General features: G+C 73.9%; 24 protein-coding genes. 12 read left to right on the forward strand and 12 right to left on the reverse strand.

The window, feature by feature from the left end:
* Positions 1-3: 3 nt before the first annotated feature.
* From MUY22_RS44525 to MUY22_RS44535, 3 genes are all read left to right on the forward strand, one after another.
* Positions 4-969 (forward strand): SDR family NAD(P)-dependent oxidoreductase, encoded by a 966-nt coding sequence (locus MUY22_RS44525; protein WP_247053803.1) that lies wholly within the window; start codon positions 4-6, stop codon positions 967-969.
* A gap of 101 nt (positions 970-1070) precedes the next feature.
* Positions 1071-2321, forward strand: a complete 1251-nt coding sequence (locus tag MUY22_RS44530) for a serine/threonine-protein kinase (RefSeq protein ID WP_247053805.1) — start codon at positions 1071-1073, stop codon at positions 2319-2321.
* 250 nt (positions 2322-2571) lie between these two features.
* Positions 2572-2892 carry a hypothetical protein gene (locus tag MUY22_RS44535; protein ID WP_247053807.1) on the forward strand — a complete coding sequence of 107 codons (321 nt, stop codon included), beginning with the start codon at positions 2572-2574 and terminating at the stop codon, positions 2890-2892.
* A gap of 46 nt (positions 2893-2938) precedes the next feature.
* On the opposite strand, the gene MUY22_RS44540 is transcribed toward MUY22_RS44535, so the two are convergent.
* Positions 2939-3262 (reverse strand): STAS domain-containing protein, encoded by a 324-nt coding sequence (locus MUY22_RS44540; protein ID WP_247053809.1) that lies wholly within the window; start codon positions 3260-3262, stop codon positions 2939-2941.
* Positions 3263-3384: 122 nt separating this feature from the next.
* Between MUY22_RS44540 and MUY22_RS44545 the strand changes: the two genes are divergently transcribed.
* The 4 genes from MUY22_RS44545 to MUY22_RS44560 all read left to right on the forward strand — a co-directional run bounded on the left by MUY22_RS44545 (position 3385) and on the right by MUY22_RS44560 (position 7853).
* The gene (locus MUY22_RS44545; protein ID WP_247053811.1) at positions 3385-4863 is read left to right on the forward strand and encodes an aldehyde dehydrogenase; all 1479 of its coding nucleotides are present in this window, start codon (positions 3385-3387) and stop codon (positions 4861-4863) included.
* Positions 4864-4995: 132 nt separating this feature from the next.
* Positions 4996-6174, forward strand: a complete 1179-nt coding sequence (locus MUY22_RS44550; protein ID WP_247053813.1) for a glycosyltransferase — start codon at positions 4996-4998, stop codon at positions 6172-6174.
* 62 nt (positions 6175-6236) lie between these two features.
* A complete protein-coding gene (locus MUY22_RS44555) occupies positions 6237-6530 on the forward strand; it encodes a putative quinol monooxygenase (protein ID WP_247053815.1) in 294 nt (97 codons plus the stop codon).
* 84 nt (positions 6531-6614) lie between these two features.
* Positions 6615-7853, forward strand: coding sequence for a serine hydrolase (locus MUY22_RS44560; RefSeq protein ID WP_247053817.1), 1239 nt, complete (start codon positions 6615-6617; stop codon positions 7851-7853).
* Here MUY22_RS44560 and MUY22_RS44565 read toward each other — a convergent pair.
* The 6 genes from MUY22_RS44565 to MUY22_RS44590 all read right to left on the reverse strand — a co-directional run bounded on the left by MUY22_RS44565 (position 7748) and on the right by MUY22_RS44590 (position 11626).
* A complete protein-coding gene (locus MUY22_RS44565; protein ID WP_247053819.1) occupies positions 7748-8455 on the reverse strand; it encodes a GNAT family N-acetyltransferase in 708 nt (235 codons plus the stop codon). The two genes, MUY22_RS44560 and MUY22_RS44565, sit on opposite strands and share 106 nt — an antisense overlap.
* Positions 8456-8543: 88 nt before the next feature.
* Positions 8544-8735 (reverse strand): ferredoxin, encoded by a 192-nt coding sequence (locus MUY22_RS44570; RefSeq protein ID WP_247053821.1) that lies wholly within the window; start codon positions 8733-8735, stop codon positions 8544-8546.
* Positions 8732-9874, reverse strand: coding sequence for an NADH-ubiquinone oxidoreductase-F iron-sulfur binding region domain-containing protein (locus tag MUY22_RS44575; protein ID WP_247053823.1), 1143 nt, complete (start codon positions 9872-9874; stop codon positions 8732-8734). The genes MUY22_RS44570 and MUY22_RS44575 overlap by 4 nt, the downstream gene beginning before the upstream one ends.
* Positions 9871-10440, reverse strand: a complete 570-nt coding sequence (locus tag MUY22_RS44580) for a ferric reductase-like transmembrane domain-containing protein (RefSeq protein WP_247053825.1) — start codon at positions 10438-10440, stop codon at positions 9871-9873. Before MUY22_RS44580 ends, MUY22_RS44575 begins: the two co-directional genes overlap by 4 nt.
* Entirely contained in the window at positions 10437-11363 is a 927-nt protein-coding gene (locus tag MUY22_RS44585; RefSeq protein ID WP_247053827.1) for an FAD:protein FMN transferase, read from the reverse strand. Before MUY22_RS44585 ends, MUY22_RS44580 begins: the two co-directional genes overlap by 4 nt.
* A complete protein-coding gene (locus MUY22_RS44590; protein ID WP_247053830.1) occupies positions 11360-11626 on the reverse strand; it encodes a hypothetical protein in 267 nt (88 codons plus the stop codon). The genes MUY22_RS44585 and MUY22_RS44590 overlap by 4 nt, the downstream gene beginning before the upstream one ends.
* A 267-nt stretch (positions 11627-11893) precedes the next feature.
* Between MUY22_RS44590 and MUY22_RS44595 the strand changes: the two genes are divergently transcribed.
* Genes MUY22_RS44595 through MUY22_RS44605 form a run of 3 tightly spaced genes read left to right on the forward strand, consistent with a single transcriptional unit; the run spans position 11894 to position 14995 of the window.
* The gene (locus MUY22_RS44595; protein ID WP_247053832.1) at positions 11894-12766 is read left to right on the forward strand and encodes an alkaline phosphatase family protein; all 873 of its coding nucleotides are present in this window, start codon (positions 11894-11896) and stop codon (positions 12764-12766) included.
* A 4-nt stretch (positions 12767-12770) separates the two neighbouring features.
* Complete coding sequence (locus MUY22_RS44600; RefSeq protein ID WP_247053834.1) at positions 12771-14018, forward strand: MFS transporter; 1248 nt, start codon at positions 12771-12773, stop codon at positions 14016-14018.
* Entirely contained in the window at positions 14015-14995 is a 981-nt protein-coding gene (locus MUY22_RS44605) for a hypothetical protein (RefSeq protein ID WP_247053836.1), read from the forward strand. Before MUY22_RS44600 ends, MUY22_RS44605 begins: the two co-directional genes overlap by 4 nt.
* Here MUY22_RS44605 and MUY22_RS44610 read toward each other — a convergent pair.
* The 3 genes from MUY22_RS44610 to MUY22_RS44620 all read right to left on the reverse strand — a co-directional run bounded on the left by MUY22_RS44610 (position 14985) and on the right by MUY22_RS44620 (position 17575).
* Complete coding sequence (locus MUY22_RS44610) at positions 14985-15158, reverse strand: hypothetical protein (RefSeq protein ID WP_247053838.1); 174 nt, start codon at positions 15156-15158, stop codon at positions 14985-14987. The genes MUY22_RS44605 and MUY22_RS44610 overlap by 11 nt on opposite strands.
* A gap of 200 nt (positions 15159-15358) precedes the next feature.
* Entirely contained in the window at positions 15359-15778 is a 420-nt protein-coding gene (locus MUY22_RS44615; protein ID WP_247053840.1) for a hypothetical protein, read from the reverse strand.
* Between the two features lie 474 nt (positions 15779-16252).
* Positions 16253-17575: a tannase/feruloyl esterase family alpha/beta hydrolase gene (locus MUY22_RS44620; protein ID WP_247064409.1), complete on the reverse strand. Its 1323-nt coding sequence runs from the start codon at positions 17573-17575 to the stop codon at positions 16253-16255.
* A gap of 188 nt (positions 17576-17763) precedes the next feature.
* Between MUY22_RS44620 and MUY22_RS44625 the strand changes: the two genes are divergently transcribed.
* On the forward strand, positions 17764-18960 hold the full coding sequence (locus MUY22_RS44625; protein ID WP_247053842.1) for a PHB depolymerase family esterase: 1197 nt from the start codon (positions 17764-17766) through the stop codon (positions 18958-18960).
* Here the strand turns inward: MUY22_RS44625 and MUY22_RS44630 are convergent.
* Positions 18957-21098 carry a TOMM precursor leader peptide-binding protein gene (locus MUY22_RS44630; protein WP_247053844.1) on the reverse strand — a complete coding sequence of 714 codons (2142 nt, stop codon included), beginning with the start codon at positions 21096-21098 and terminating at the stop codon, positions 18957-18959. The two genes, MUY22_RS44625 and MUY22_RS44630, sit on opposite strands and share 4 nt — an antisense overlap.
* Before the next feature lie 553 nt (positions 21099-21651).
* Here MUY22_RS44630 and MUY22_RS44635 point away from each other — a divergent pair.
* Complete coding sequence (locus MUY22_RS44635) at positions 21652-22626, forward strand: helix-turn-helix domain-containing protein (RefSeq protein WP_247053846.1); 975 nt, start codon at positions 21652-21654, stop codon at positions 22624-22626.
* An 86-nt stretch (positions 22627-22712) separates the two neighbouring features.
* Here the strand turns inward: MUY22_RS44635 and MUY22_RS44640 are convergent, their stop codons facing one another.
* Positions 22713-23222, reverse strand: coding sequence for a TetR/AcrR family transcriptional regulator (locus tag MUY22_RS44640; protein ID WP_247053849.1), 510 nt, complete (start codon positions 23220-23222; stop codon positions 22713-22715).
* Between the last annotated feature and the right edge of the window lie 29 nt (positions 23223-23251).

Consider the following 23251-nt stretch of genomic DNA (forward strand, 5'->3'; position numbering starts at 1 on the left):
GCCATGACCACCGCACAGCACAAGCTCGGCTCGGGCTTCGGCGCCGGCACCACCGCCGCCGAAGCCGTCGCGGGCATCGACCTCACCGGGAAGCTCGCCGTCGTCACCGGCGGTTACTCCGGCATCGGCCTGGCGGCGACCCGCGCGCTCACCGGCGCCGGCGCCCACGTCGTCGTCCCGGCCCGCCGCCGCGAGACCGCCGAGCAGGCCCTCGAAGGCCTGGACGGCGTCGAGGTCGACGAGCTGGACCTGGGTGACCTCGACAGCGTCCGCGCGTTCGCCGAGCGGTTCCTCGCCTCCGGGCGGCGGATCGACCTGCTCATCACCAACGCCGGCATCATGGCGTGCCCCGAGACCCGCGTCGGGCCGGGCTGGGAGGCCCAGTTCGCCACCAACCACCTCGGCCACTTCGCGCTGGTCAACCGGCTGTGGCCGGCCGTCGCCGACGGCGCCCGCGTGGTCGCGCTGTCTTCCCGCGGCCACCACAACTCGCCGATGCGCTGGGACGACGTCATGTTCACCGAGGGTTACGAGAAGTGGGCCGCCTACGGCCAGGCGAAGACGGCCAACGTGCTCTTCGCCGTCCAGCTCGACAAGCTCGGCGCGGAGAAGGGCGTGCACGCTTTCGCGCTGCACCCGGGCGGCATCATGACGCCGCTGCAGCGGCACCTGTCGCGCGCCGAGATGGTCGAGCGCGGCTGGATGGACGAGGCGGGCACCATGCTCGTCGAGTTCAAGACGCCGGAGCAGGGCGCGGCGACGACCGTCTGGGCCGCGACGTCACCGCAGCTGGCCGGGCTCGGCGGGCTGTACCTCGAGGACTGTGACGTCGCCGAACTGTCCCCTGAGGACGCCGAAGGACTCGCCGCTTCGGGCGTGCGCCGCTACGCCGTCGACCCAGAACAGGCCGAGCGGCTGTGGGCGCTGTCGGCGCAGCTCACCGGGGTCGACGCCTTCGACGGCCGCTGAACGCGCGTACCCCGCCCGCGATCTTCGGAGGTTTCCGGATCACGGCATCGGGGTACATCGCGGGGGTGGCCGACCAAGCGGCAGAACGGGGTGCCCGGGCGATGAGCGAGGCGGACGAACCCACGTGTGCGCACTACGCACTCGGTGAGTTCTCCGTCATGCCACGGCCGGCGCTGGGCGACGAACCGCCGCCCACCACGCTCGGCGGGCGCTACGAGATCGGCCGGCTGATCGGCAGCGGCGGCACGGCCCGCGTCTACCGCGGCTACGACTTGCACCTCGACCGCCCGGTCGCCGTCAAGATCTACGACCGCGGCGCGGTGGCGCAGGACCAGCGCCGCCGGCTGCGCGAGATGAGCATCCAGGGCAGCATCGCCCACCCCGGCGTGGTGGCGCTGCACGACAGCGGCACCGAGCACGGCCGGACCTTCCTGGTGATGCAGCTCGTCGAGGGCGAGAACCTCGCCGAACGGCTGCTCGGCGGCGCGATGACGGTGGCCGAGGTGACGACGCTGGCCACCGGGCTCGCCGAAGGACTGGCCCACGTGCACGGGCTGCGGGTCGTCCACCGCGACCTCAAGCCGGCCAACGTGTTCCTGAGCGCGGACGGCCCGCTGATCGGCGACTTCGGCATCGCGCACGCGCTCGACACCACCCACATCACCGGCACCGGCGTCATCCCGGGCACCGCCGCCTACCTCGCACCCGAGCAGGTCGCCGGCCAGCCCGCCGGGCCACCCGCCGACGTCTACGCGCTCGGCCTGATCCTGCTCGAGTGCGTCACCGGGGAACGCGAGTACCAGGGCACGATGGTCGAAGCGGCGATGGCGCGGCTGACGCGGGCCCCCCGGATCCCGGAGGACCTGCCGCCGTCACTGGCGCACACCCTCCGGCGGATGACCCAGCGTGAGCCCGCGGACCGGCCCACCGCCGCCGAGGTGCTGGGGTCGCTGAGCACCCCGTCGGCGACGCTGCCCACCGCCGCGCCGGCCGGACGTCCGGCGCGGCACTTCCGGGCCGTCTTCGCCGCCGCCCTGACCACCGCGGCCGCCGCCACGGTCGCCGCGGTGCTGCTGGCCGCGCCCGAAGGCGCCGGCTCGTCCACCCAGTCACCGGCGCCGGGTGTCACCGAGGCGGTGCACCCGCCGGCCGCGCCGTCGACGTCGCCGCAGCAGGTGGCCGCGCCGGCCGTGACCGAGTCGGCGGACCTGGAGCCGGCCGCCGTGACGCACCAGAGCCCGGTCCAGCCGCAGAAGGCCGGGAAGCAGCAGGGCAAGCCCGGCAAGAACGTGAAGCCGCCCGGCGGCAACAAGGGGAAGGGCAAGGGCCCGGGTCCGGGCACCGATTCGTGAACCGGGGCCTCCGGCGAGTGAAGCAGGGCCCAACGGCCCTACCGCCCGGAATGGCCGTGGAATAGTCATGGACACCGTCGGAATTCGCTTTTCCGAATTCGGACTCGAACCAATAACGGCTTGTAACCCGGGCGCCTCGCGGCACGACTGATCGAGCGTGTCGGCCGCGCCCAGTCCCCGCGTTTCGAGTCGGCACCACCCGCCGGGAATCCCCCGTCCCGGCCGGTTCCACGACTTTCCGGAGGTTGGGATGAGTGTCCACGCTGCCCTTGCGCGCCCCGTACTCGGAGCACCGAGCGGACGGCACGCCAAGCCCCGCGCCACGTGGCCGCGGGTCGTCGCCCGGTCGGGTTTCCTGGCCCTGGCCTTGATCTCCGCCGGCGTGGTCGTCGGCGCCGGCTGGTCGCCGATCCTGCTCGTGGTGCCGATCGCGGTCCTGCTGCTGCTCGTCGCGAGCGTCACGAAACTGCGCACCGCGAGCCGGAAGATCGATGCGATCTTCGCCGAGGAACTGGCCACACCGGTGACACGGGAAGCCGGGATCGAAAACGTCGAAAACGCGGCCGCTTGATCACGAGATCATTTCCCGGCGCTTCGGGAAACGATCTTCGGATTCGCTAGCCCGCGTCCTGCCAGGGTTCGAAACCGTTCAGGAGCGGTTTGATCTGCGCCGGGTCGGTGACCTCGGCTTCGACCCCGGCGGGCATCGCGAGCACGAGGTGGGTGCCGCGGGACGCGCAGGCGGCCACCGTCTCCGTCAGGGCCGCCGCGGCGACGGCGTCGACCGCCGTCGTCAGCGCGAGGTCGACGACCATGCGGCGGACGTCGGCGGCGAAGGCCGCTTCGACCGCGCGGAGGTACCCGGGAGCGAGGACGACGTCGAACGCGCCGTCGATCGAAAGGATGACTTCGTCGTCCAGCAACACGCTGTGCAGCGCCATCCTGGCCTCCTGCCGACCGGGTCTGCCCACCTGGTACGGGTTTCCTCCCCCAAGGTTACGTCAGGCACCCCGCCGGGTGCAGGCTGGAAGCGCACGCCACGACGTCGACGAGGACGGGGCCCATGAGCGCACAGTTACCGACCTTCTCCCTGGTGATCGACGGCAAGGCCGTCGGCGCCCGCTCCGGGCGCACCTTCGAGTCGCAGAACCCGTACACCGGGCGGCCGTGGGCGGTCGTGCCGGACGGCGGGCCCGAGGACGTCGACGACGCCGTCGCCGCGGCCCGGGCGGCGCTCGAGGGCGAGTGGGGCGCGATGACGGGGTTCGCGCGGGCCGCGTTGCTGCACCGGCTCGGCGACCTCATCGGCGAGCACGCCGAGCGGCTCGCCCGGCTCGAGGTGAACGACTCCGGCAAGCTCCACCGCGAGATGCTCGGCCAGCTGACCGGCCTGGGCGGCTGGTACCACTACTACGCGGGCCTGGCCGACAAGATCGAAGGCCGCCAGATCCCGGCGCCGAACCCGGACTACCTCGTCTACACCCACCGCGAGCCGGTCGGCGTGGTCGCGGCCATCACGCCGTGGAACTCGCCGTTGCTGCTGCTCACCTGGAAGCTCGCGCCCACGCTGGCCGCGGGGTGCACGGTGGTCGTGAAGCCGTCCGAGCACGCCCCCGTCTCGACGCTCGGGCTGGCCGAGCTGATCACCGAGGCCGGGTTCCCGCCCGGCGTCGTCAACGTCGTCACCGGCCTGTCCCGCGAGACGGGCGCGGCGCTCGCCGGGCACCCTGGCGTCGACAAGGTCGCGTTCACCGGCTCGACCGCCACCGGCCGGACCGTCGCGGCGGCGGCCGCGGCGAACCTGAACCAGGTGACGCTGGAGCTGGGCGGCAAGTCACCGCAGGTGGTCTTCCCCGACGCCGACCTCGCCGCGGCCGCGAACGGCGTCATCGCCGGCGTGTTCGCCGCCACCGGCCAGACGTGCATGGCGGGCTCACGGCTGATCGTGCACGCCGACGTCCACGACGAGCTGATCCGGCTGATCGCCGAGCGCGCGTCGGCCATCAAGCTGGGCGACCCGGCCGAGCCCGCCACCGAGATGGGCCCGGTCGCGAACGCGCCGCAGTACGCGAAGGTGCTGCACTACCTGGAAACCGCGCGGGCCGAGGGCGCGACCGTCGCCTGCGGCGGCGTGCCCGACCCCGGGCTGGGCGGGCTGTTCGTCCAGCCGACCGTGCTCACCGGCGTCACGCCGGAGTCGACGATCTTCCGCGAGGAGGTGTTCGGGCCGGTGCTGGCCGCGTGTGCGTTCACCGACGAGGCGGAGGCGATCCGCCTGGCCAACGACACGCCGTACGGCCTCGCCGGCGCGGTGTGGACGAAGGACGTGCACCGCGCCCACCGCGTCGCCGCGAAGCTCAAGGCCGGCACCGTGTGGGTGAACGCCTACCGCGTGGTGGCGCCGTCCGTGCCGTTCGGCGGGGTCAAGGATTCGGGACTGGGCCGGGAGAACGGCGTCCACGCGATCGACGAGTACCTGACCGACAAGGCGGTGTGGGTCGAGCTGTCCGGCGGGACCCGCGACCCCTTCACGCTGGGGTGACGATCGTTCTGTCCACTGTGGAGGCGGAGATCGCCTCTTCCCCTTCCAAGGTATAGCCGAGAGGGGGACTTGCGGCAAGGCCCCGGTGCGGGTCCACACTTCGGGCTCACTTCCACCCGAGGGGATCCCCACATGCGTGTCTTGCTGTCCACGATCGGTTCGCGGGGCGAGGTCCAGCCGGTCCTGGCGCTGGCGTCGGAGCTGCGGGCGCTCGGCCAGGACGTCCGCTTGTGCGTGCCGCCCGACTTCCGCGACTGGCTCTCCGGGCTCGGGTTCGCCGTCACCCCGATCGGGCCCGAGCTGCGCGGGAAGGGCCGGCCCGCGGCCGGTGACCTGCGGAAACTGGCCGAAGAGACGGTCGCCGCCCAGTTCGTCACGGTCGCGGAGGCGGCCGAGGGCTGCGACGTGATCGTGGCCGCCGGCGCCCTGCAGCTCGCCGCCCGCTCGATCGCCGAACGGCTGGGTGTCGCCTACGTCTACGCGAGCTTCTGCCCCATCACGCTGCCGTCGGACCTGCATTCACCGCCGCCGATGCCGTGGCGGTCGGCGAACACGCCGCGCGCCCGCTGGGCCGAGGACGCCCGGCACCTGAACGCGACGTTCGGGCCGACGCTGAACTCGCACCGGGTGGCTTCCGGGCTCGAGCCGGTCGAAGAACTGCAGAGCCACGTCTTCACCGACCGGCCGTGGCTCGCGGCCGACGCCGCACTGGCGCCGTGGCCCGGGCCGCCCATCGTCCGGACGGGTGCCTGGACCCACTCCGACTCGCGGCCGTTGCCGGAGGAAGTGCGGGAGTTCCTGGACGCGGGCGAGCCGCCGGTGTACTTCGGCTTCGGCAGCATGAGCGCGGAAGCGGGCCTCGCGGAGGCGATGCTGGCCGCGGCCCGCGCGCACGGCCGCCGGGCGATCATCGCCCGCGGCTGGGCCGACCTGGCGGTGGCGGACGCGGCGCCGGACTGCCTGGGCATCGGCGAGATCAACCAGCAGGCGTTGTTCCCGCGCGTCGCGGCGGCCGTCCACCACGGCGGCGCGGGCACCACGACGACGGCGGCCCGCGCGGGGGCGGCGCAGGTCGTCGCGCCGCGGATGTACGACCAGTTCTACTTCGCCGGCCGGGTCAACGACCTGGGGATCGGCGCGGCGCACGCACCGGGCGCGCTGACGGCGGAGTCGCTGGCCGCGGCCCTCGGCACGGCGTTGGCGCCGCAGGTGGCGGCCCGGGCGCGGGAGTTCGCGGGCCGGGTCCGGGTGGACGGCGCGAGCGTCGCGGCCCAGCGCTTGCTGACGACGGCACCCGTCGCGTCGGCCTGAGGTGTCTGTCCGGCGGGCGGCCGTTCGTCGGGGCAGTATCCACCGCAGGAAAGGACTTCACCATGACTGTGATCGTCGCCGGCCCGGTGTTCGTCGAGCCCGCCGACCGGGACCGGGTCGTCGCCGGGCTCCGGGTCGTCGTCGAGGCGGCGCGGCGGCATCCGGGCTGCCTCGACGTCTCGATCTCCCCCGATCCGCTCGACCCGGCCCGGGTGAACATCTTCGAGCACTGGGAGACGCCGGAGATCCTGGACGCCTGGCGCGCGATCGCCCCGCCGCCGACGTTCCCGGCGGAGATCAAGGAGGACCGGGTCCGCAAGCACGTCGTCACCTGCTCCGGCCCGGCTTTCGACTAGCTCTTCCGGAAAACCCGGGGGTCCGGACGCCTGCTGGCCTCATGGATCGCGGCTCCGGCCCTCGTTAGCGTCGCTTTCGTGAGGATGAGACGAACAGCCCTGGTCGCGGCCGTGATCGCGACGGCGGGCCTGACGACCGCGACCCAAGCCGCCGCGAGCACCCAGCTCGAACAGCTCGCCCGGAACCTGGTGGCCGCCGGTGCGCCGGGGGTGATCGTGCGCGTGGACGACGGGCGCGGGCGGCCCGTCGAGATCGCCGAGCACGCGCCCTGGGCGCACCGGCTCGAGGGCGGGGACGAGTTCCGGATGGGGTCGAACACCAAGACCGTCATGGCCACCATCACCCTGCAGCTCGTGGCCGAACACCGGCTCGCGCTGAGCGATCCCGCCGGGAAGTGGTTGCCGGGCGCAGCATCCGGCGTCACGGTGCGCATGTTGCTCAACCACACCAGCGGCCTGTCCGACTACGCCGAGGACCCCGCCCTCCGCGGCGCGATCCTCGGCAAGGACCCCCATCGGTGGACCGCCGCCGAGCTGTTCGCCGTCGGGGCCGGGCACCCGCCGCTGTTCGCGCCGGGCGCGGACTGGTCCTACAGCAACACGAACTACGCCGCCGTCGGCGTGATCCTGGAACGCGTCACCGGAGCGAGCCTCGCCGACCTCGTGCGGGACCGGATCGCCCGGCCGTTGCACCTGGCGCACACCTACCTGCCCGCCGACGGCGCCTGGCGCGGCCGGCACGCGCACGGCTACGAGCCGGACGCCACCCACATGCCACTGGCGGTGCCCGCGGAGTTCACCGACGTCGCCGGGACGCACCGGGCCGGGCACGTGGACGTCTCCGGCAACGACCCGGGCTGGGGCGCCTCGGCCGGGGCGATCGTGAGCAGCGCACCGGACTGGGCGCGCTTCTACACCGCGTTGATGTCCGGAAAGCTGCTGCCCGCAGCACAACTGGCCGAGATGCGCACGGTCGTCGGCCCCGGCTACGGACTGGGAATCCTGACCGCCACCACCCCGTGCGGCACCTTCTGGGGCCACGACGGCGGGATCACCGGCTACTCCAGCAGCACCATCACCGACAGCACCGGCCGCCGCACCGCGACGATCCTCGTCCCGACGGAGTTCCTGTTCGAGTTCGACGCCGACCCGAAGCTGGCCGAAGCCCAGCGGGCGCTGCAGAACGCCGTGACCTGCGCGATGTTCGGCAAAGCCGGTCAGCGCAGGTCCAGCCACATGACGCGCAGGCCGACGTCGCCCCGCTGCGGGTGGCGGAACGCGCCGGGTGCCGTGCCGAGGGTGACGAACCCGAGGCTCTCGTAGAGCCGGACCGCGGCGGTGTTCACGTCGACGACGGCGTTGAACTGGATCGCCGCGAACCCGGTGCGCCGGGCCCAGCCGATCAGGTCCGTGGCGAGGGCCCGGCCCACCCCGGTGCCCCGCGCACCCGCGGCGACCATCAGGCTGCCGGACGCGATGTGGCTGCCGGGCCCGGGCCGGTTGGCGTACATGTTCGCGGTCCCGGTCACCCGGTCCCCCTCGGTCGCGACGACCACCCGGCCGGGCGCGGCCACCAGCCACATCCGCCGCGCGTCGGCCTCGGTCATGGCCGGGTCGTAGGGGAACGTCTCCTGCTCGGTGCTGATGTCGTGGACGATCGGCCAGATCGCCGGCCAGTCTTGCGCGCGGGCCTCGCGGATCACCCGCGCCGCCCCGGGCCGTAGCACCACCGCGCACGGGGACTGCCCCACCGGTGGCGCACCGCCGGCGGCCAGGAGGAACCCCCGCGCCGCGAAGACGTCCCGCGCGTCGCGTGTCTGTCCGAAAAGGACGAACACCGCGCCGTGCTGCGGAACCGCCGGGGCGCCGGCGCCCGCGACGCGCGCCAGGACGCCCGGCACAGCGCGGTGTCGGGCGGGGCCCACACGCCGTCCAGGCCGCGATCGACGAGTTCCTCGTTCATGGTTCCCGAGGTTAACGAGCGGAAGGCCGCCTCACGAGCGATTTACCGCGTCACTTCCGCAGCCGCATGGCCAGCACCGGACACGCCGCGGCGGCGCGGCGGGCGTCCGCCACCAGCGCCGGCGGGACCGGGCCCGCGGCCAGCACCGGGTAGCCCCATTCGTCGAGCCGGATCCGTTCGGGGAGCAGGTCCGCGCACAGCCCGTGGGCGCGGCAGCCGATCGGATCCACCGAGAGCTTCACGCCACACCCGCCGGGACCCGGCAGCGGCCGCCGGCCAGGTGCGCCGCGACGTCGGCCTCGAACGTCCGCAACGCCGATGCGGCGAGGCGGGCCGCGCCGTCCGGGTGGGCGCACGCGCCGCGGCCGGTCAGCAACGGGATGCGCCGCGCCAGGCGTCCGGTCGCGTCGCCGCCGCGGACCAGCTCGGCGAAGTCCGCCGCGATCGCCGGGAGGCCGAACATGCACGGCCCGCACTGCCGCGCCGACTCCGCCGCGAGGAACGCCAGGACCTTCGCCGTGTAGCCGAGACCGCACGCCGACGCCGGCAGGACGTGCACCGCCGCGATCCCGGACAAGGCGCCGCGCAGATCGGCCGTCCACGTCCCGCCGTACCCGCCGACGAGCACCGCCTGGACCGCCTCGGCCTCGCCGCCCGCCGCCGCGAGCACCTCCGAGAGGGCAGCTCCAGCGCGCACCAGGACGACGCCGGGGCCGCGGACCGCGCCGGTCACCGTGACCAGGTCCGTCCGCGTCGCGCGGTAGTGGTGCGGGCCGAGCAGGACGACGAGCGCGAGCTGCGCCAGGGTGTCGACGTTGTCCACCAGCGTCGGCCGGCCGCGCACCCCGCGTTCGGCGGGCCGCGGCTGTTTGCCGAGCGGCCGCGCGTCGCCGGAGGTCAGGTAGTGGACCAGTGCCGACTCCTCGCTCGCGACGTACCGGCGCGGGATCTCCACGACGCGCACCGGCACGCGGTCGTCGCGCTCGGCGAGCGCCGTGGCGATGCTCCCGAGCACCGGGCTGCCGGCGTGCACGCACAAGACGGCTTCGGTCGCGCCGATCGCGTGCGCGGCGAGCTGCAGGCCGTCCAGCACGAGGTGCGGGGACAGCGCGAGCAGCGCGGCGTCCTTCCGGCTCAACGGGTCGCCTTCACAACCGTTCGCGACGACGATCGAGCGCCGGGCCCGGGCCGCGCGCAGCTTGACCGCCGTCGGGAAGCCACCGCCACCGCGGCCGCGCAGGTCCGCCGCCGCGACGGCGTCGATCAGCCGGTCGCGGCCGTCGTCGCCGTGGTAGGCGACCCAGGGCACGACGCCGTGGTGACGCCGGTGGCCGGCCAGGTCGAGCCGGTGCGGGGGCAGGGTGGTCGTCGGGGTGCTCATCGGGTGCCTCCGAGCGGGGAGAGCTTGCGGGTTTCGGTGTCGGCGTGCCGGGTGCCGGCGCGGAAGGCGATCCCGCCGAGCACGGCGAGCACGCACAGGACGTCGAGCGCGATCAGCCAGCCGTGCGCGGCGTCGCTCTCGGCCATGCCGATGCCGTGCGCCAGCGCGACCGGCCAGCAGAGGTACGCCAGCCAGTGCACGGCCTTCCACGCCTTCGCCGGGATTCGAGTGCGCACCAGGCTGGTGACGACGATCGCGAGCAGCAGGTCGATCGCGACGGCGCCGAGGCCGACCCAGAACGGCTGGTAGCTCGCGCCGAACGGGAGCACGACGTCGAGCCAGCTCAGCGAGACGTAACCGTCGAGGATGGCCGACGCGATGTGCGCGGCGAGGAACGCGAGGCTGGTCAGGGCCAGGTTCCGGTGGACCGCGGCCACGGTGAACCGCGGCCACTCCCGCGTGGCGAACCGGCCGGCGCCGAGCGCGCCGAGGACGACGACGGCGGTGAAGAGCACCAGCGACACCAGCCCGGTCGCGCGGCTGAAGTACCAGACGGCGGAGCTCACGACGCCTCCCGCAGCTCGGACTCGCACGGCCAGCCCGGCGTCGTGACGACGTCACCGCTCCCGGTGACGAGCCGCGCGGCCAGACCGCGGTCCGCCAGCCACGCAGGGGCCGCGTCGCCGAGGACGACCGCCGCGGTGCTCGCGGTGTTGGCGTCCACAGTGGACTTGGCCGCGACGGAAACCGTGCGCCAGCGCGGTTCCGGCACGTCGCCGGTGCGCGGATCGACGATGTGGTGCACGGTGCGGCCGCCGCGCCGCCAGCGCCGCCGGGTGGTCCCGGACGTCGCCAGCCCGCCGCCGGACAGCGCGATGGTGGTGTCCGGCCGGGTGACGGCGCCGGCGTGGTCGTCGCCGATCGCGACCTGCCAGCCGCCCGCGGGTGCCGGGCCCTCGACGCGGAGGTCGCCCCCGAGGTTCACCAGCGTCCCGCAGCCGGTCGCGGCGTGGATCCGGCGCGCCGCGCGGTCGGCGGCCAGCGCCTTCGCCGTCGCGCCGAGGTCGAGGTGGACGCCCCGGGGCAGCACGACCAGCGCGCGCACCGGGTCGAACAGCACCCGGTGCCAGCCGGGCGCGGGCGCCGCCGCGCCGAGCGGGCCGTCGGTGACGGCGGCGAAGTCGCGGTCGTAGCCCAGGGCCCGCACGGCCGTGCCGACGGTCGGGTCGACCAGCCCGCCGGTGAGCCGGGCCGCGCGCAGGGCGGCGGCGAGGGCTTCGGTGAGCAGCGGGCCGACCCGGACCTGCCGGCCGGCGACGTCGTGCAGCCGGGAGATCTCGGAGTCGGCGCGGAACCGGCTGCAGGCCTCGTCGACGGCGTCGAGTTCGTCGTGCAGCAGCTCGACGGCGGTTTCGAGCCGGGCCGGGTCGGTGACGAGCACCTCGGCGGTGGTGCCGAGCGCGCGGAACGCCGTGGCGGCCGGGGTCACGACGCACCCGAGCCGGTGTGCGCGCGGCCGCCCGAACCGGAGTCGACGCCGCTGCCGGACTGCAGCTGGTCCTGCGACGTCGTGTTGTCGGTGCCGGTCGTGGTCTGCGTGGTGGTGTCGTCGGCGGCGTTCGCCGACGACAGGCCGAAGCCGATCGCGCCGACGGCGGCCGCGCCGAGCACGGCGGCGGCCGCGGTGGCCAGCGCGGCCTTGCGGCGGCCGTGCTCGCGGCGGGCGGTCCTGGCTGACGTTTCGGGGTCCATGGGACCGAGTTTCGGCGCCGCTCCTGTGAGCCCCCTGGGTACAACCTGTCGGTTCCCTACAACCCATCCCCGCTACCCATCCCGCTACCAAAGGAGGTTGACGCCGGACAGGCATTCACCCACTCTTTCTCTTGTCCGACGGTGGTTTCCCGGTGTTCACGCGCTGGACCGCAGCACGGCACGCACCGGCTCCCTGCTCTCGGCACCATGAGGCGCTCCCACCACGAAGCCCGCGGCCGGGCCGGCCGCTCCAGCGCTGGAGGACCCATGATCCGCAGGCGGATCTTCGCCGTGTTCGCCGCGGCCGCCCTCGTCACGACCGGTGCCGTCACGGCGGCCGTCGTCACCCGGGCGGCCGAGCCCGCCGTCGAGCCGACGGCCGCGAGCGTGCCCGCGTTCGACCACGTCGTGCTGGTGATGTTCGAGAACAAGAAGTACTCGTCGATCAACGGCAGTTCCAGCGCGCCCTACTTCAACACCCTGGCCGCGCAGAGCGCGAAGTTCACGAACTCCTTCGCGATCACGCACCCGAGCCAGCCCAACTACGTCGCGCTGTTCTCCGGCGCGACGCAGGGCGTCACCAGCGACAGCTGCCCGGCCAACCTCGGCGCCAAGGACAACCTGGGCCGGCAGCTGATCGGCGCCGGGAAGACGTTCAAGGGCTACTCCGAGTCGATGCCCTCGGACGGCTACACCGGCTGTTCCAGCGGCACCTACATGCGCAAGCACAACAGCTGGGTGGACTTCAGCAACGTCCCGGCGGCGAGCAACGTGCGCTACACGAGCTTCCCCGCCGACTTCACCCAGCTGCCGACGGTCGCCTTCGTGACGCCGAACATGTGCAGCGACATGCACGACTGCGCGATCGGCACCGGCGACACCTGGCTGAAGAACAACCTCGACGCGTACGCGCAGTGGGCCAAGACGCACAACAGCCTGCTGATCACCACCTTCGACGAGGACAGCGGCACGTCGGTCAACCAGATCTTCACGTCGTTCACCGGCGCGCACGTCAAGGCCGGCAGCTACAGCGAATCGATCAACCACTACACGGTGCTGCGCACGATCGAGGCGTCCTACGGCCTGCCCGGCATCGGCGGCGCCGCGAGCAAGTCGCCGATCCTCGACGTCTGGCAGTAACCGCGTGTACCTCTCCACCATCGGCCGCCGCGAGCACGCCGCGACGGGGTCGCGGCGCACGCTCTCGGCGGTCGGTGCGAACGTCTTCGCGCTCGGCGCCGTCAGCCTCGTCACCGACGTCTCCTCGGAGATGGTCACCGCGATCCTGCCGGTCTACCTGGTGCTCGGCCTGCACCTGAGCCCGGCGGCGTACGGCCTGTTCGACGGCCTCTACACCGGCGCGACGGCGTTGCTGCGGCTCGTCGGCGGCTACGTCGCGGACCGGGTGCGGCGGCGCAAGGCCGTGGCCGGCGTGGGTTACGCGCTGTCGGCGGTGATGAAGCTCGGCCTGCTCGCGGCCGGGGCGTCGGCGACGGCGATCGGCGCCGTGATCACCCTCGACCGCACCGGCAAGGGCCTGCGGACGGCGCCCCGCGACGCGCTGATCACGTTGTCGGCGCCCGAACCGCTGCTCGGCCGGGCGTTCGGCGTGCACCGCGCGATGGACAGCGTGGGCGCGTTCGCCGGGCCGCTGGTGGCGCTCGGCGTCCTCGCGGCGGTCGGGGCCACCGACCCTGAGGCGTTCGACGCGGTGTTCGTCGTGAGCTTCTGCATCGCCGCGATCGGCGTGCTGCTGCTGGTGCTGTTCGTGCGCGACCGCCGGACGCCTCGGACGGCCGCCGCGGTGTCCCCCCGCGCGGCGCTGGGGCTCCTGCGCGGCCGCGGCGTCCGGCGGCTGCTGGTCGCGGCGTGCGTGCTCGGGCTGGCGACCGTCGGCGACGGCTTCGTCTACCTGTTGCTGCAGCACAAGGAGGACGTCGCGACCGGCTGGTTCCCGTTGCTCGCGGTCGGCACGAACCTCAGCTACCTGCTGCTCGCGGCGCCGCTGGGCGCGCTGGCCGACCGGATCGGGCGGCTGCCGGTGGTGCTCGGCGGGTACGGCACGCTCGCCGTCGTCTACCTGCTGCTGGCCGGGCCGGTGTCCGGCTGGCCGCTGTTCGCGCTGGCCCTGGCGCTCTACGGCGCGTTCTACGCGGCGACCGACGGCGTGCTCATGGCGCTGGCCGGGCCGCTGCTGCCGGAAGCGTTGCGCACGACCGGGATTTCGCTGGTGCAGACGGCGCAAGCGCTGGCGTACTTCGCCTCGTCCGTCCTTTTCGGACTGGCCTGGCAGTTCTGGGGCGCCGAGCTCGCGATCGGCGTCGCGGCCGGCGCCGCGGTGGTCGCGATCGGCGTCACGTTCGTCGTCCTCTCCCCGCGGCGGCCCGCGTGAAGGCGCGGATCCTGATCGCCCTCGCCGGGGTGCTCGTGCTGGCCGGGGTGGCCGTCGCGTACGTCGGGTTCGCGAGCGCGCGCAACCACGACGTCACCGCGACCGGTGCGGTCAGCCTCGCGCCCGGGCCGCGGCTGCTGTTCCGGAGCACCGCGGACGCCGACCGCGGGCACGTCGCCACCGTGGCGGCCACCGACCCCGGCGGCGCGCGGACGGTGTCGCCGCTGTCGTGCGCCCGGGTGTACGCGGCCGGCGGCACCGGGCTCTGCCTGCGCCAGGACGGCGACCTGACCACCTACCAGCTGGTGGTCCTCGACGCGCGGCTCGCGTCCCAGCGGGAGATCCCGCTGGTCGGGCTGCCGAACCGGGCCCGGGTGTCGGCGAGCGGCCGGATGCTGGCGTGGACGGTGTTCGTCACGGGCGACTCGTACAACGGCGGGATGTTCTCGACGCGCGCCGGCATCCTCGACACGGCAACCGGCGACCTGGCGGGCACGCTGGAGGACTACGCGGTGACGCTCGACGGCCGGCCGTACCAGGCGGCCGACCTCAACTTCTGGGGCGTGACGTTCACCCGCGACGACCGCCACTTCTACGCGACGATGTCCACGGCCGGCCACCGCTACCTGGTCACGGGCGACTTCACGGCGCACACGATCCGCACACTGCGCGAGAACGTCGAGTGCCCGTCGCTCTCCCCGGACGGCACGCGGGTGGCGTTCAAGTCCGCCATCGACGCCGACCCGGCGAAGGGCTGGCGCCTGTCGGTGCTGGACCTGGCCCGTTCGGTGGTGACGCCACTGGCGGAGACGCGCAGCGTGGACGACCAGCCGGCCTGGCTGGACAACCACACGATCGGGTACGGCATCCCGCGCGGCCCGGGCCGCTCGGACGTGTGGTCGGTGCCGGCGGACGGCACGGGCACGGCCCGGCTGCTGATCCCGGACGCGGACTCCCCCGCTGCCCTCAGCCCGTGACGACCAGCCATTCGACACCGATGACGACCGCGTAGAGCACCACACCGGCGGCGAGACCGAGCCAAGGCGGCCGGTCGAGTTTCACGACCGTCGCCCAGGCGACCACGATCGAGACGAGCCACCCGGCGAGGACCAGCAACCAGCAGGCCACCACGAACCCCATCCCGCGCGAAGGCGACTCGGGTCCGTTCAAGAAGCTGCCGCCGGTGACCACCCGGTCACCCTACGGCGGCGTTGGTGACGCAGCGCGGCGTCGCCTTCCGGGCCCGCCGCAGTGCGCTCGGCTGGGGGTTCGAATGTCCTGAAGGGCACCCTCAGGGACTGCACGTCCCTGAGGGTGCCCTTCAGGACATCGAGCCCAGGTCAGTCCATCTTGCGGAGGCCGTCCAGGATGCGGCGCATCAGGTCGTTGTCCGGGGGCGCGAACGCGAACCGCGAGACCGGGATGGCGGCCGAGGCCGAGAAGGCTCCCGACGACGGGCGGGGTGGCGGGATCGTGCGGGGCAGCCGCCACGGGAGGCGGTCGGGTGAACAGTCGCGGCCGAGCTGCTCGGGGATCGGCAGGGTCGGGAGCGCGATCGTGCCCGCCTCGGCGAACCGGCGGGCGGCCTGCTCGAACCGGAGGCGGGCCTGGATGCCGGCCACGGTCCAGTCGGGTTCGGGTTCCGGCTCGGCCGGGCCGGGGCGCGGACGGCGTTCGAGCACGATCGCCCAGGCCGCGGCGGCGAGCACCGGCAGCAGCAGCCCGGCGACGATCGCGAGGCCGGGCAGATCCGCGGCCATCAGGCGGCCCCGGCGACGGGTAGCAGCATGAGGTTCACTTCCGGACGGACGGTTCTTCCGAAGCATGCGCGGCACCTGGATATTCGACGTAATCGATTGTTCGCGGACCCCGATGCCTATCATGAACGACGTACAACGGTCCCGCAAGCGGCCGAACGGGGTCGCCCGTCCGGGCGGTGAAACGGCTGGTCAGAGCGATTTTGCGATGGCTGGACCAAGCCCCTCACCAGGTAGTACGCGCACGAGTCCGATCCGGTTCACTTTTCTTTCCCGTGGCAGGCGCACGGCGTCGCGGCGGGCTACCCGGAATGCGAATTCCGCACCGCCGCCGGCCGACGGCACCGCGGCCGCCGGAGTCCGGGATCACCCGGCGGAGGGACAGGCCGGGCTCTCGTTCACGTCCGTGAATGCCACATCGAGGGACACTATGTCCCTCGATGTGGCATTCACGGACTGCGGGGCCGTCGGCGAAGGTCAGCCGAGCGAGCAGGTGCGGGCCAGGTCCGCCGGGGTCGCTCCGGCGGGCCGGGCGATCGTCGCCGACGCCGGCGGGCGCACTCCGCGCAGCCAGCCGGCCAGCGCGTCGAACGCCGTCCGGAAGCACGGGCCCAGTGGCCGCAGCTGCGCGGGGAACTGGTCGACCAGGCCGTCGACGTGGTTGCCGCCGTCGATCCGGTAGTAGCGGTGGAGCGCGCCGCGGCCCGCGTCGGTGATCAGCCGGTCGTAGACGTCCGAGTCGCGGGTGATCGGCAGCAGCGTGTCCAGGGTGCCGTGCAGGGTGAGCAGCGGCTTGCCGATCCGGCCGGTCAGGGAGATCCGCTCCACCGCGCGGGCCACCGGCGCGGGCCGCGACGCGTACGCGTAGTCCGCGTCGCACGACGGCGTCCCGCTCGCGCAGAACGGGACGCCCGCCGCGAGCGCGCCGTCGAACGACGGGTCGACCTCTTCCCGGTAGATCCGCTGGGTCAGGTCCCAGTAGACGCGGTAGTGGTAGTCCCACAGGAACTCCGGCCCGGGCGCGAACCCGCCGTCCAGAATGGACTGGTGGGCGGCCGCGGAACCCGCCGCGTAGGCGGGATAAGCGCGCATCGCGGGCGGCAGGAACGTGAGCAGGTTCGGGCCGTCGGCGCGCCAGAGCGTCCCCTCCCAGTCGACGCCGCCGTCGTAGAGCCACGCCCGGTTCTCCAGCTGCCACCGCACCAGGTAGCCGCCGTTCGACAACCCGGCGGCCAGCGTCCGCGCCGGCGGCCGGCCGTAGTGCAGCAGCGCGGCCGCCTTCGCGGCCAGGGTCAGCTGGGTGACGCGCGTGTTCCACTCGGCCAGTGCGTCCCCCGGCCGGACGCCGTCTTCGTAGAACGCGGCGCCGGTGTTGCCCTTGTCGGTCGCGGCGAACGCGTACCCCTCGGCCAGCACCTGGTCGCCGATCGCGCGGTCGTTCGCGTACTGCCGCCGCGTCCCGGGCGAGCCGGACACGACCAGGCCGCCGTTCCAGCGGTCCGGCAGGCGCAGCACGAACTGCGCGTCGTGGTTCCAGCCGTGGTTGGCGTTCGTCGCCGACGTGTCCGGGAAGTAGCCGTCGACCTGGACGCCGGGCACCCGGCCCGGCACCGGCAGGCCCGCCGACGTCAGCCCGGCCCAGTCCGCCTCGACGGTGTGACCGGACGCGAGCGTGCCGGTCGCCGTCAGGTCGGCCAGGCGGACGGCGACCTGCTTTTCGGCGCCGGGCACGAAGACCCGCGCACTCGTGGCGGACGCCGGTGCGGGCACCGCCGTCGCCAGAACGGAAACCAGCACCACAGCAAGCCAACCGCGCACGGTCCACCTCCGGTCTCGGGTGAACCGAACCCAAGCGTGCCCGGACGCCGGGAACCACCCGGGCCGCCACCATGAATCCCCGTGCCGATGTGGTGCGCGGCCACATGGTCAGGCCGTCGCGGCCGACCTAACGTCGTCGGAAACCCTCTCAACGCCGAGAAGGAATCCCCATGCGCAAACTCGCTTTCGCCGGGCTCGCCGCGATCACCGCCGCCGTGCTCACCACCGTCGGGGTGGCGTCCGCCGACCCACCCGCCGCGTCCCTGGTCCAGATCTCGTCGTTCGGCGCCAACCCGGGCGCGCTGGCGATGTACACCTACACCCCCAGCGGCCTCGAAACCGGGCGCCCGGTCGTCGTGGCGCTGCACGGCTGCACGCAGAGCGCGTCGGACTACTACGCCCACTCCGGCTGGCCCGCGCTGGCCGACCGGTGGCGCTTCGAGGTCGTGTTCCCGCAGCAGTCCACCGCGAACAACTCGCTGAAGTGCTTCAACTGGTTCGGCACCGCGGACGACACCCGGGGCAACGGCGAGGCCGCGTCCGTCAAGTCCATGGTGGACAAGGCGATCGGCGACCACGGCTCGGACCGCTCCCGCGTGTTCGTCACGGGCCTGTCGGCGGGCGGCGGCATGACGGCCGACCTCCTGGCCGCCTACCCGGACGTCTTCGCCGGCGGCGGGATCAACGCCGGGCTGCCCGCGCAGTGCGCCACCAGCGTCACGCAGGCCACGAACTGCCAGCAGAACAACCAGAACCTGACGCCGGCGCAGTGGGCCGCGCGCGTCACGGCGCAGTACCCGGGCTACGGCGGGCCGTGGCCGCGCGTCGCGATCTGGCAGGGCACCGGCGACTACACCGTCTACCCGGTCAACGGCACCGAGCTGCGCGACCAGTGGACCGCGGTGCACGGCCTCTCCCAGACGCCGACGAGCACGCAGTCCCTGCCCGGCGGCACGACGTTGACGGCCTACGGCGACAAGGTCCAGCTCTACTCGATCGCGGGCATGGGCCACGGCACCGCGGTCGACCCCGGCACCGGTACGACGCAGTGCGGCAGCACCGGCGCGTACTTCCTCGCCGGGATCTGCTCCAGCTACTACACGGGTGTGTTCTTCGGGCTGGACAAGGGATCCGGGACCACTCCGCCGCCGACGACGACCACGCCGACCACCACCCCGCCGCCGTCGGGCGCCTGCGTGTCGGCCAGCAACTACGCCCACACCCAGGCGGGCCGCGCGCACCAGAGCAGCGGCCAGACGTACGCGAACGGGTCCAACCAGGCGATGGGCCTGTGGAACACCTTCACGGTCCACGCGCTGCGCGAGACGTCGTCGGGCTACTGGGTCCTCGCCGACGGGCAGTGCTAGAGGAAGATCGGCATCGGGTTGAGGTCGTCGTACGCCGTGGGCTCGGTCACCCGGCCGAGCCGCACGGGGACGTCGTAGAGGCGGCCCGGCGCGAACCGCGGCCGGAAGCCCCGCATGCCGGGCACGATCACCTTCACCACGGGCAGGCCGATGTCCGGGCGCGTCTGGTCGAGCAGGAACACCTCCAGCCCGGCGCGTTCCAGCCGGTCCTGCAGTGATCGCACGTCCGCCAGCAGGTCGGGTGTGTAGGTGTAGCCGTAGTCGCCGGGGCCGAGCGCGGCGCGCTCCGGATCGGGCACCAGGTACGGCTGGTTCGCCACCGTGGCCTCCCGCGACCAGCGCGAGCCGTCGGAGCTGTCGGAACTGTCGGAGCCGTCGGGGATCGCGAGCAGCAGCTGGTTCAGCTCGGTGAGCGCGCGCCGCAGGGCGACGGCCGGATCGAGGTGCGCGCCGAAGCCGAACGCGATCTCCTCGCGCGGCCCGCCGGTGCGCCGGGACACCGCCGCCATCACCGGCACGCCCAGGTCGGACGTCACGTCCAGCACCCACAGCTCGCGCCCCAGGCCGGCGTAGGCCGCCCGCAGCTCGGCGAGCCAGGGATCGCCGAACGCGGCCAGGTCGACCCCGGGCTGCCGCGTGCGGTTGTACCACCACAGCGCGACGGCGTCGCGTTCCACGACCTCCAGCATCCCCTGCAGCGTCGCGTCCTCCAGGCTGCTGCCGGCGGCGTTGCCGTTGGAGTCGGCGAACACCGGGCCGGCGGGCCCGCCGAAGTACAGCAGCGCGGTCGGGAACAACCGGTGCTCGCCGCGGGTCAGCGACCACACCGGCGTCCAGTCGAGGACGGCGTCCTCGTCGAACGGGTCGCCGTCGATCTGGCGTTCGTGGAACAGCAGGCAGGTGCCGGGGTGCACAGCCGCGGCGCCGAGCGCGCGGAAGCTGCCCCGCACCCGTTCCTCGTCGCCGTCGTGGTGGCCGCTGTGGCGTTCGAGGGCCTCGCACAGCGCGCCCACCTCGGCCTCGATCGGGGTGACGCCCTTGCCGCCGTTTTCGCTTCGCAGCGCCGTGCGCAGCCGTTCGGCGCCGCGGCGGCCCAGCGCGACGTTGGGGCCGGCGAGGTACGAGGCGAACAGGGCCGGGCCCCGCGTGTCGCGGCGAAGCTCCTTGACGACGCCGGTCACCGGGCTGACCAGGTGCCGGTAGGCGGCGAGGACCTCTTCCGGCGGCCGGGACCGGTGCCCGCCCCCGGCGAGGTGGGCCTTGGGCCGGGACTCCAGCCGCACGGGCCGGCGCGTCCGCTCCCGCACCAGGTCGGGCCGGCCGCAGGAGCGGCACTGCGGCCGGGCGCGCACGGCGTGCCGTTCGCCGGTCAGATCACGGCTGTCGAACGTCCACAGCGTCCGCTGGCCCGGGTACCGCAGCCCGGCGAGCCACTTGGCCGCCTCCAGCGCCACCAGGTTGAGCGCGACCGCGGTGAGCGGGGCGAACGCCACCGCCGGCCGCGGCAGCGGACCGGCCAGCCCCAGCGTGTCGCGCACGTGCGCCTCGGCGGGGCGGTTGCCCCACAACCGGGCGGCGAGGCAGTGCCAGCACGGACCGTCCCCCGGCGTGAAGAACGGGCCGATCCACAGCCGCGCGCCGACGGTCTTGGCCGGCAGCCACGGCCGGCCCAGCGCGCGGTGCTCGGCGTCCACATCGGACAGATGAGCGGCGAGGTAGTCGTCGCACAGCACCACGGACAGGTCCGCGGCCCCGTCGATCTCGAGCCCGGCGGCCCGCAGGGCGGCCGCGGCCGCGGAGCCGGGGTCCGCTCCCCGCAGCGCGATCCGGCCGCCCTGGCCACCGGCGGCGCCCGCCGCGTCCCAGTAGGCCGGGTCCGTGCCGGGCTGCCGCAGGGAGATCAGCCCCGCTTCGGCGAGGTGATCGAGGACCCCGGCGGCCTCGTCGGCGGGGACGTCGCCGGGCAGCGCGCGGCGCAGCGCCGCGAAGTCCCGGGTGCCGTCGAGCAACGGGACCAGCGCCTCCAGGTGCGGCCCGCGCAAGGCCGTGGCGTCGTCCTCGGACACCACGTACACCGCGTCGCCGGGCACCACGGTGACGCTCAGGTGGCGCTTGAACCCGACCAGCGGATCGGTCACCGGGAGAGCGGCGGCAGCTCATCCTTGCAGGGACTGACCGAGGTGTCTCCGAAGCACGCGACGCACATCCTCACCGCCCCCGGCTCGGCTGTGCGCCGGCCGTCGAGCCGGTCGACCATCAGACCGGGCACAGCGGCCGGTCCGGTGCCGAACGCCGATGTGAGCGCGTATCTGAACTCGTTCACGAATCCCCCTCGGATCGCTGATCGCGGACGGCCATCGTCACCCGGGTCACCGGGGACGCGCCAGGGCCGGCCGGGGGAACGGGGTGGCCGAAACCGGACATCACGAAGACCACCGTCGTCACCTCGATCCGCCGGATACACCCCTGCGGCGTGGGACGGCAAGGCGCGCCGATCCGGCGGACCGCGACCGGCTGCCAGGTCAGCGACGGCCCGCACGGGGGCGCCGGGGGAACCGGCGTCACGGGAAGCAGCGCGAGCACCGGCCAGAGGATTCGCCACACCCCCATCACCCAACCCGGCGGGAGGGCGCAACCGGAAAGCATTCGAGCCGGTTCAAATCCGCCGCGCCCGCTGCTACCGTCGATCCGGTGTTCACGCTGCGGGTCGACGCCGAGACGGTGTCCCGGACCCGCCTGTCGCCGTCCCCGGCGTCGGAGTCCGTGGCGTGGCTGAAGCTCGTCGCCGGCTCGGGGCGGCATGCGGTCTTCGGGGATCCCGGGCCGCTCGCCCGCGCGTCGCTCGCCCACCCGGACGTCGCCCTGCTCGCGGAGCTGCTGCCGCGGGGCGGTGACGGCTACACCCCCGACCTGCTCACGCCCCAGCCGGGCGCGGGCACCGGACCGCGCGAGCTGCTCGACGAACAGCTCGCCCGGATCGAGGCGACGGCGCAGGACGACCTCGAGTTCCAGATCCTCGACGGCACCCGGGCCCACTGGAGCCGGCCGCTCCCCACCGCGGTCCGCCGGATCGCGGAGTCGGGGCGGATGCAGCACCGCCTCGCCGCGGGGCTGGCCCGGTTCTGGCGCGACGCCCTGTCCGCGGGCTGGCCCGAGCTGCGCTCGATCATCGACCAGGACATCGCCCACCGCGCGCAGACCCTCGTCGGCCACGGCGTCGGGCGGGTGCTCGGCACGCTGCACCCCGACATCGGCTGGACGGGCGACGCGATCACCTTCGACGCGCGGTGGGAGGGCGAAATCGACGTCGCGGGCCGGGATCTGGTCCTCGCTCCGAGTGTTCTCGGCTGGCCCGGCGCGGTCATCCAGGTCGACGTGCCCGGGCAGGTCGTGCTCTACTACCCGGCCCACCGGGTCGGCGCCGGCCGGGACCGCAAACCGGCCACGATCGCGCGGGTGGTGGGCGTCGCCCGCGCGGCGCTGCTGGCGGACCTCGAGACCGCCCGGTCGACCGCGGAGCTGGCCACCCGGATCGGCTACACCCCGGGCACGGTGTCCTACCACCTCAGCGCCCTGCACCGCGCGGGCCTCGTCAGCAAGGTCCGCGACGGGCGTTTCGTTCTGTACCAACGGACTTCCGAGGCGGGCGTCCTCACCGAGGGCTAGGCCGACGCACCCGCTTTCCGGAAACCACCGGGCTGAGCAGCCCCCGTTTTCCACGCTACCGAAGGGCACCGACAGTTCCCCGGGAGCTAGCCGGCGAGCAGTCCCGTCAGCAACACCCCGGTCAGCTGCCGGGCCACCGCCGCCGTCCGCGCCGACGTGATCGCCATCAACGCGACGCGGGCGTCGTCGACCGAGACGCGGGGCCGCAGCACGCCTTCGTCGCGGGCCCGCTCGACCAGCCGGCCGAACGCCTCGGCGTGCTCGCGGCGGCGGCCGGCGAACGCCGGGCCGCCCAGTGCCTCGACGAGGCCGCGCTCCTGGACCTGCCATTCGCCGAAGCGGTGGAACGTCCGGGTCAGCGCGCGGCGGCTGTCCGGGTCGGCGAGCGCGGCCCGCAGCTGCTGCGCGCACCGCTCGACCTGCCCGGCGAGCACGGCGGCGAGGAGGTCGTCGCGGGACGGGAAGTGCCGGTGGACCGTCGCCGGGGCCAGCCCCGCGCGCCGGGCGATCTCGCGCACCGGCAGGTCCGCGCCGTCCCGCGCGAACGCCGCGTGCGCGACCGTCACCAGGTGACGCCGGTTGTGTTCGGCGTCCACCCGGCGCTTCCGAGTCGGTTCGTCCCGCA

Source organism: Amycolatopsis sp. WQ 127309, from assembly GCF_023023025.1.
Classification (GTDB): domain Bacteria; phylum Actinomycetota; class Actinomycetes; order Mycobacteriales; family Pseudonocardiaceae; genus Amycolatopsis.

Excerpts from the sequence above, each read along its gene's own strand:
- MUY22_RS44595 (WP_247053832.1), top strand. The coding sequence starts at position 11,894 with ATGATCCGCAGGCGGATCTTCGCCGTGTTCGCCGCGGCCGCCCTCGTC.
- MUY22_RS44625 (WP_247053842.1), top strand. The coding sequence starts at position 17,764 with ATGCGCAAACTCGCTTTCGCCGGGCTCGCCGCGATCACCGCCGCCGTG.
- MUY22_RS44540 (WP_247053809.1), bottom strand. The coding sequence starts at position 3,262 with ATGGCGCTGCACAGCGTGTTGCTGGACGACGAAGTCATCCTTTCGATC.
- MUY22_RS44560 (WP_247053817.1), top strand. The coding sequence starts at position 6,615 with ATGAGACGAACAGCCCTGGTCGCGGCCGTGATCGCGACGGCGGGCCTG.
- MUY22_RS44610 (WP_247053838.1), bottom strand. The coding sequence starts at position 15,158 with ATGGGGTTCGTGGTGGCCTGCTGGTTGCTGGTCCTCGCCGGGTGGCTC.
- MUY22_RS44555 (WP_247053815.1), top strand. The coding sequence starts at position 6,237 with ATGACTGTGATCGTCGCCGGCCCGGTGTTCGTCGAGCCCGCCGACCGG.
- MUY22_RS44530 (WP_247053805.1), top strand. The coding sequence starts at position 1,071 with ATGAGCGAGGCGGACGAACCCACGTGTGCGCACTACGCACTCGGTGAG.
- MUY22_RS44575 (WP_247053823.1), bottom strand. The coding sequence starts at position 9,874 with ATGAGCACCCCGACGACCACCCTGCCCCCGCACCGGCTCGACCTGGCC.
- MUY22_RS44535 (WP_247053807.1), top strand. The coding sequence starts at position 2,572 with ATGAGTGTCCACGCTGCCCTTGCGCGCCCCGTACTCGGAGCACCGAGC.
- MUY22_RS44525 (WP_247053803.1), top strand. The coding sequence starts at position 4 with ATGACCACCGCACAGCACAAGCTCGGCTCGGGCTTCGGCGCCGGCACC.
- MUY22_RS44615 (WP_247053840.1), bottom strand. The coding sequence starts at position 15,778 with ATGGCCGCGGATCTGCCCGGCCTCGCGATCGTCGCCGGGCTGCTGCTG.
- MUY22_RS44550 (WP_247053813.1), top strand. The coding sequence starts at position 4,996 with ATGCGTGTCTTGCTGTCCACGATCGGTTCGCGGGGCGAGGTCCAGCCG.
- MUY22_RS44590 (WP_247053830.1), bottom strand. The coding sequence starts at position 11,626 with ATGGACCCCGAAACGTCAGCCAGGACCGCCCGCCGCGAGCACGGCCGC.
- MUY22_RS44545 (WP_247053811.1), top strand. The coding sequence starts at position 3,385 with ATGAGCGCACAGTTACCGACCTTCTCCCTGGTGATCGACGGCAAGGCC.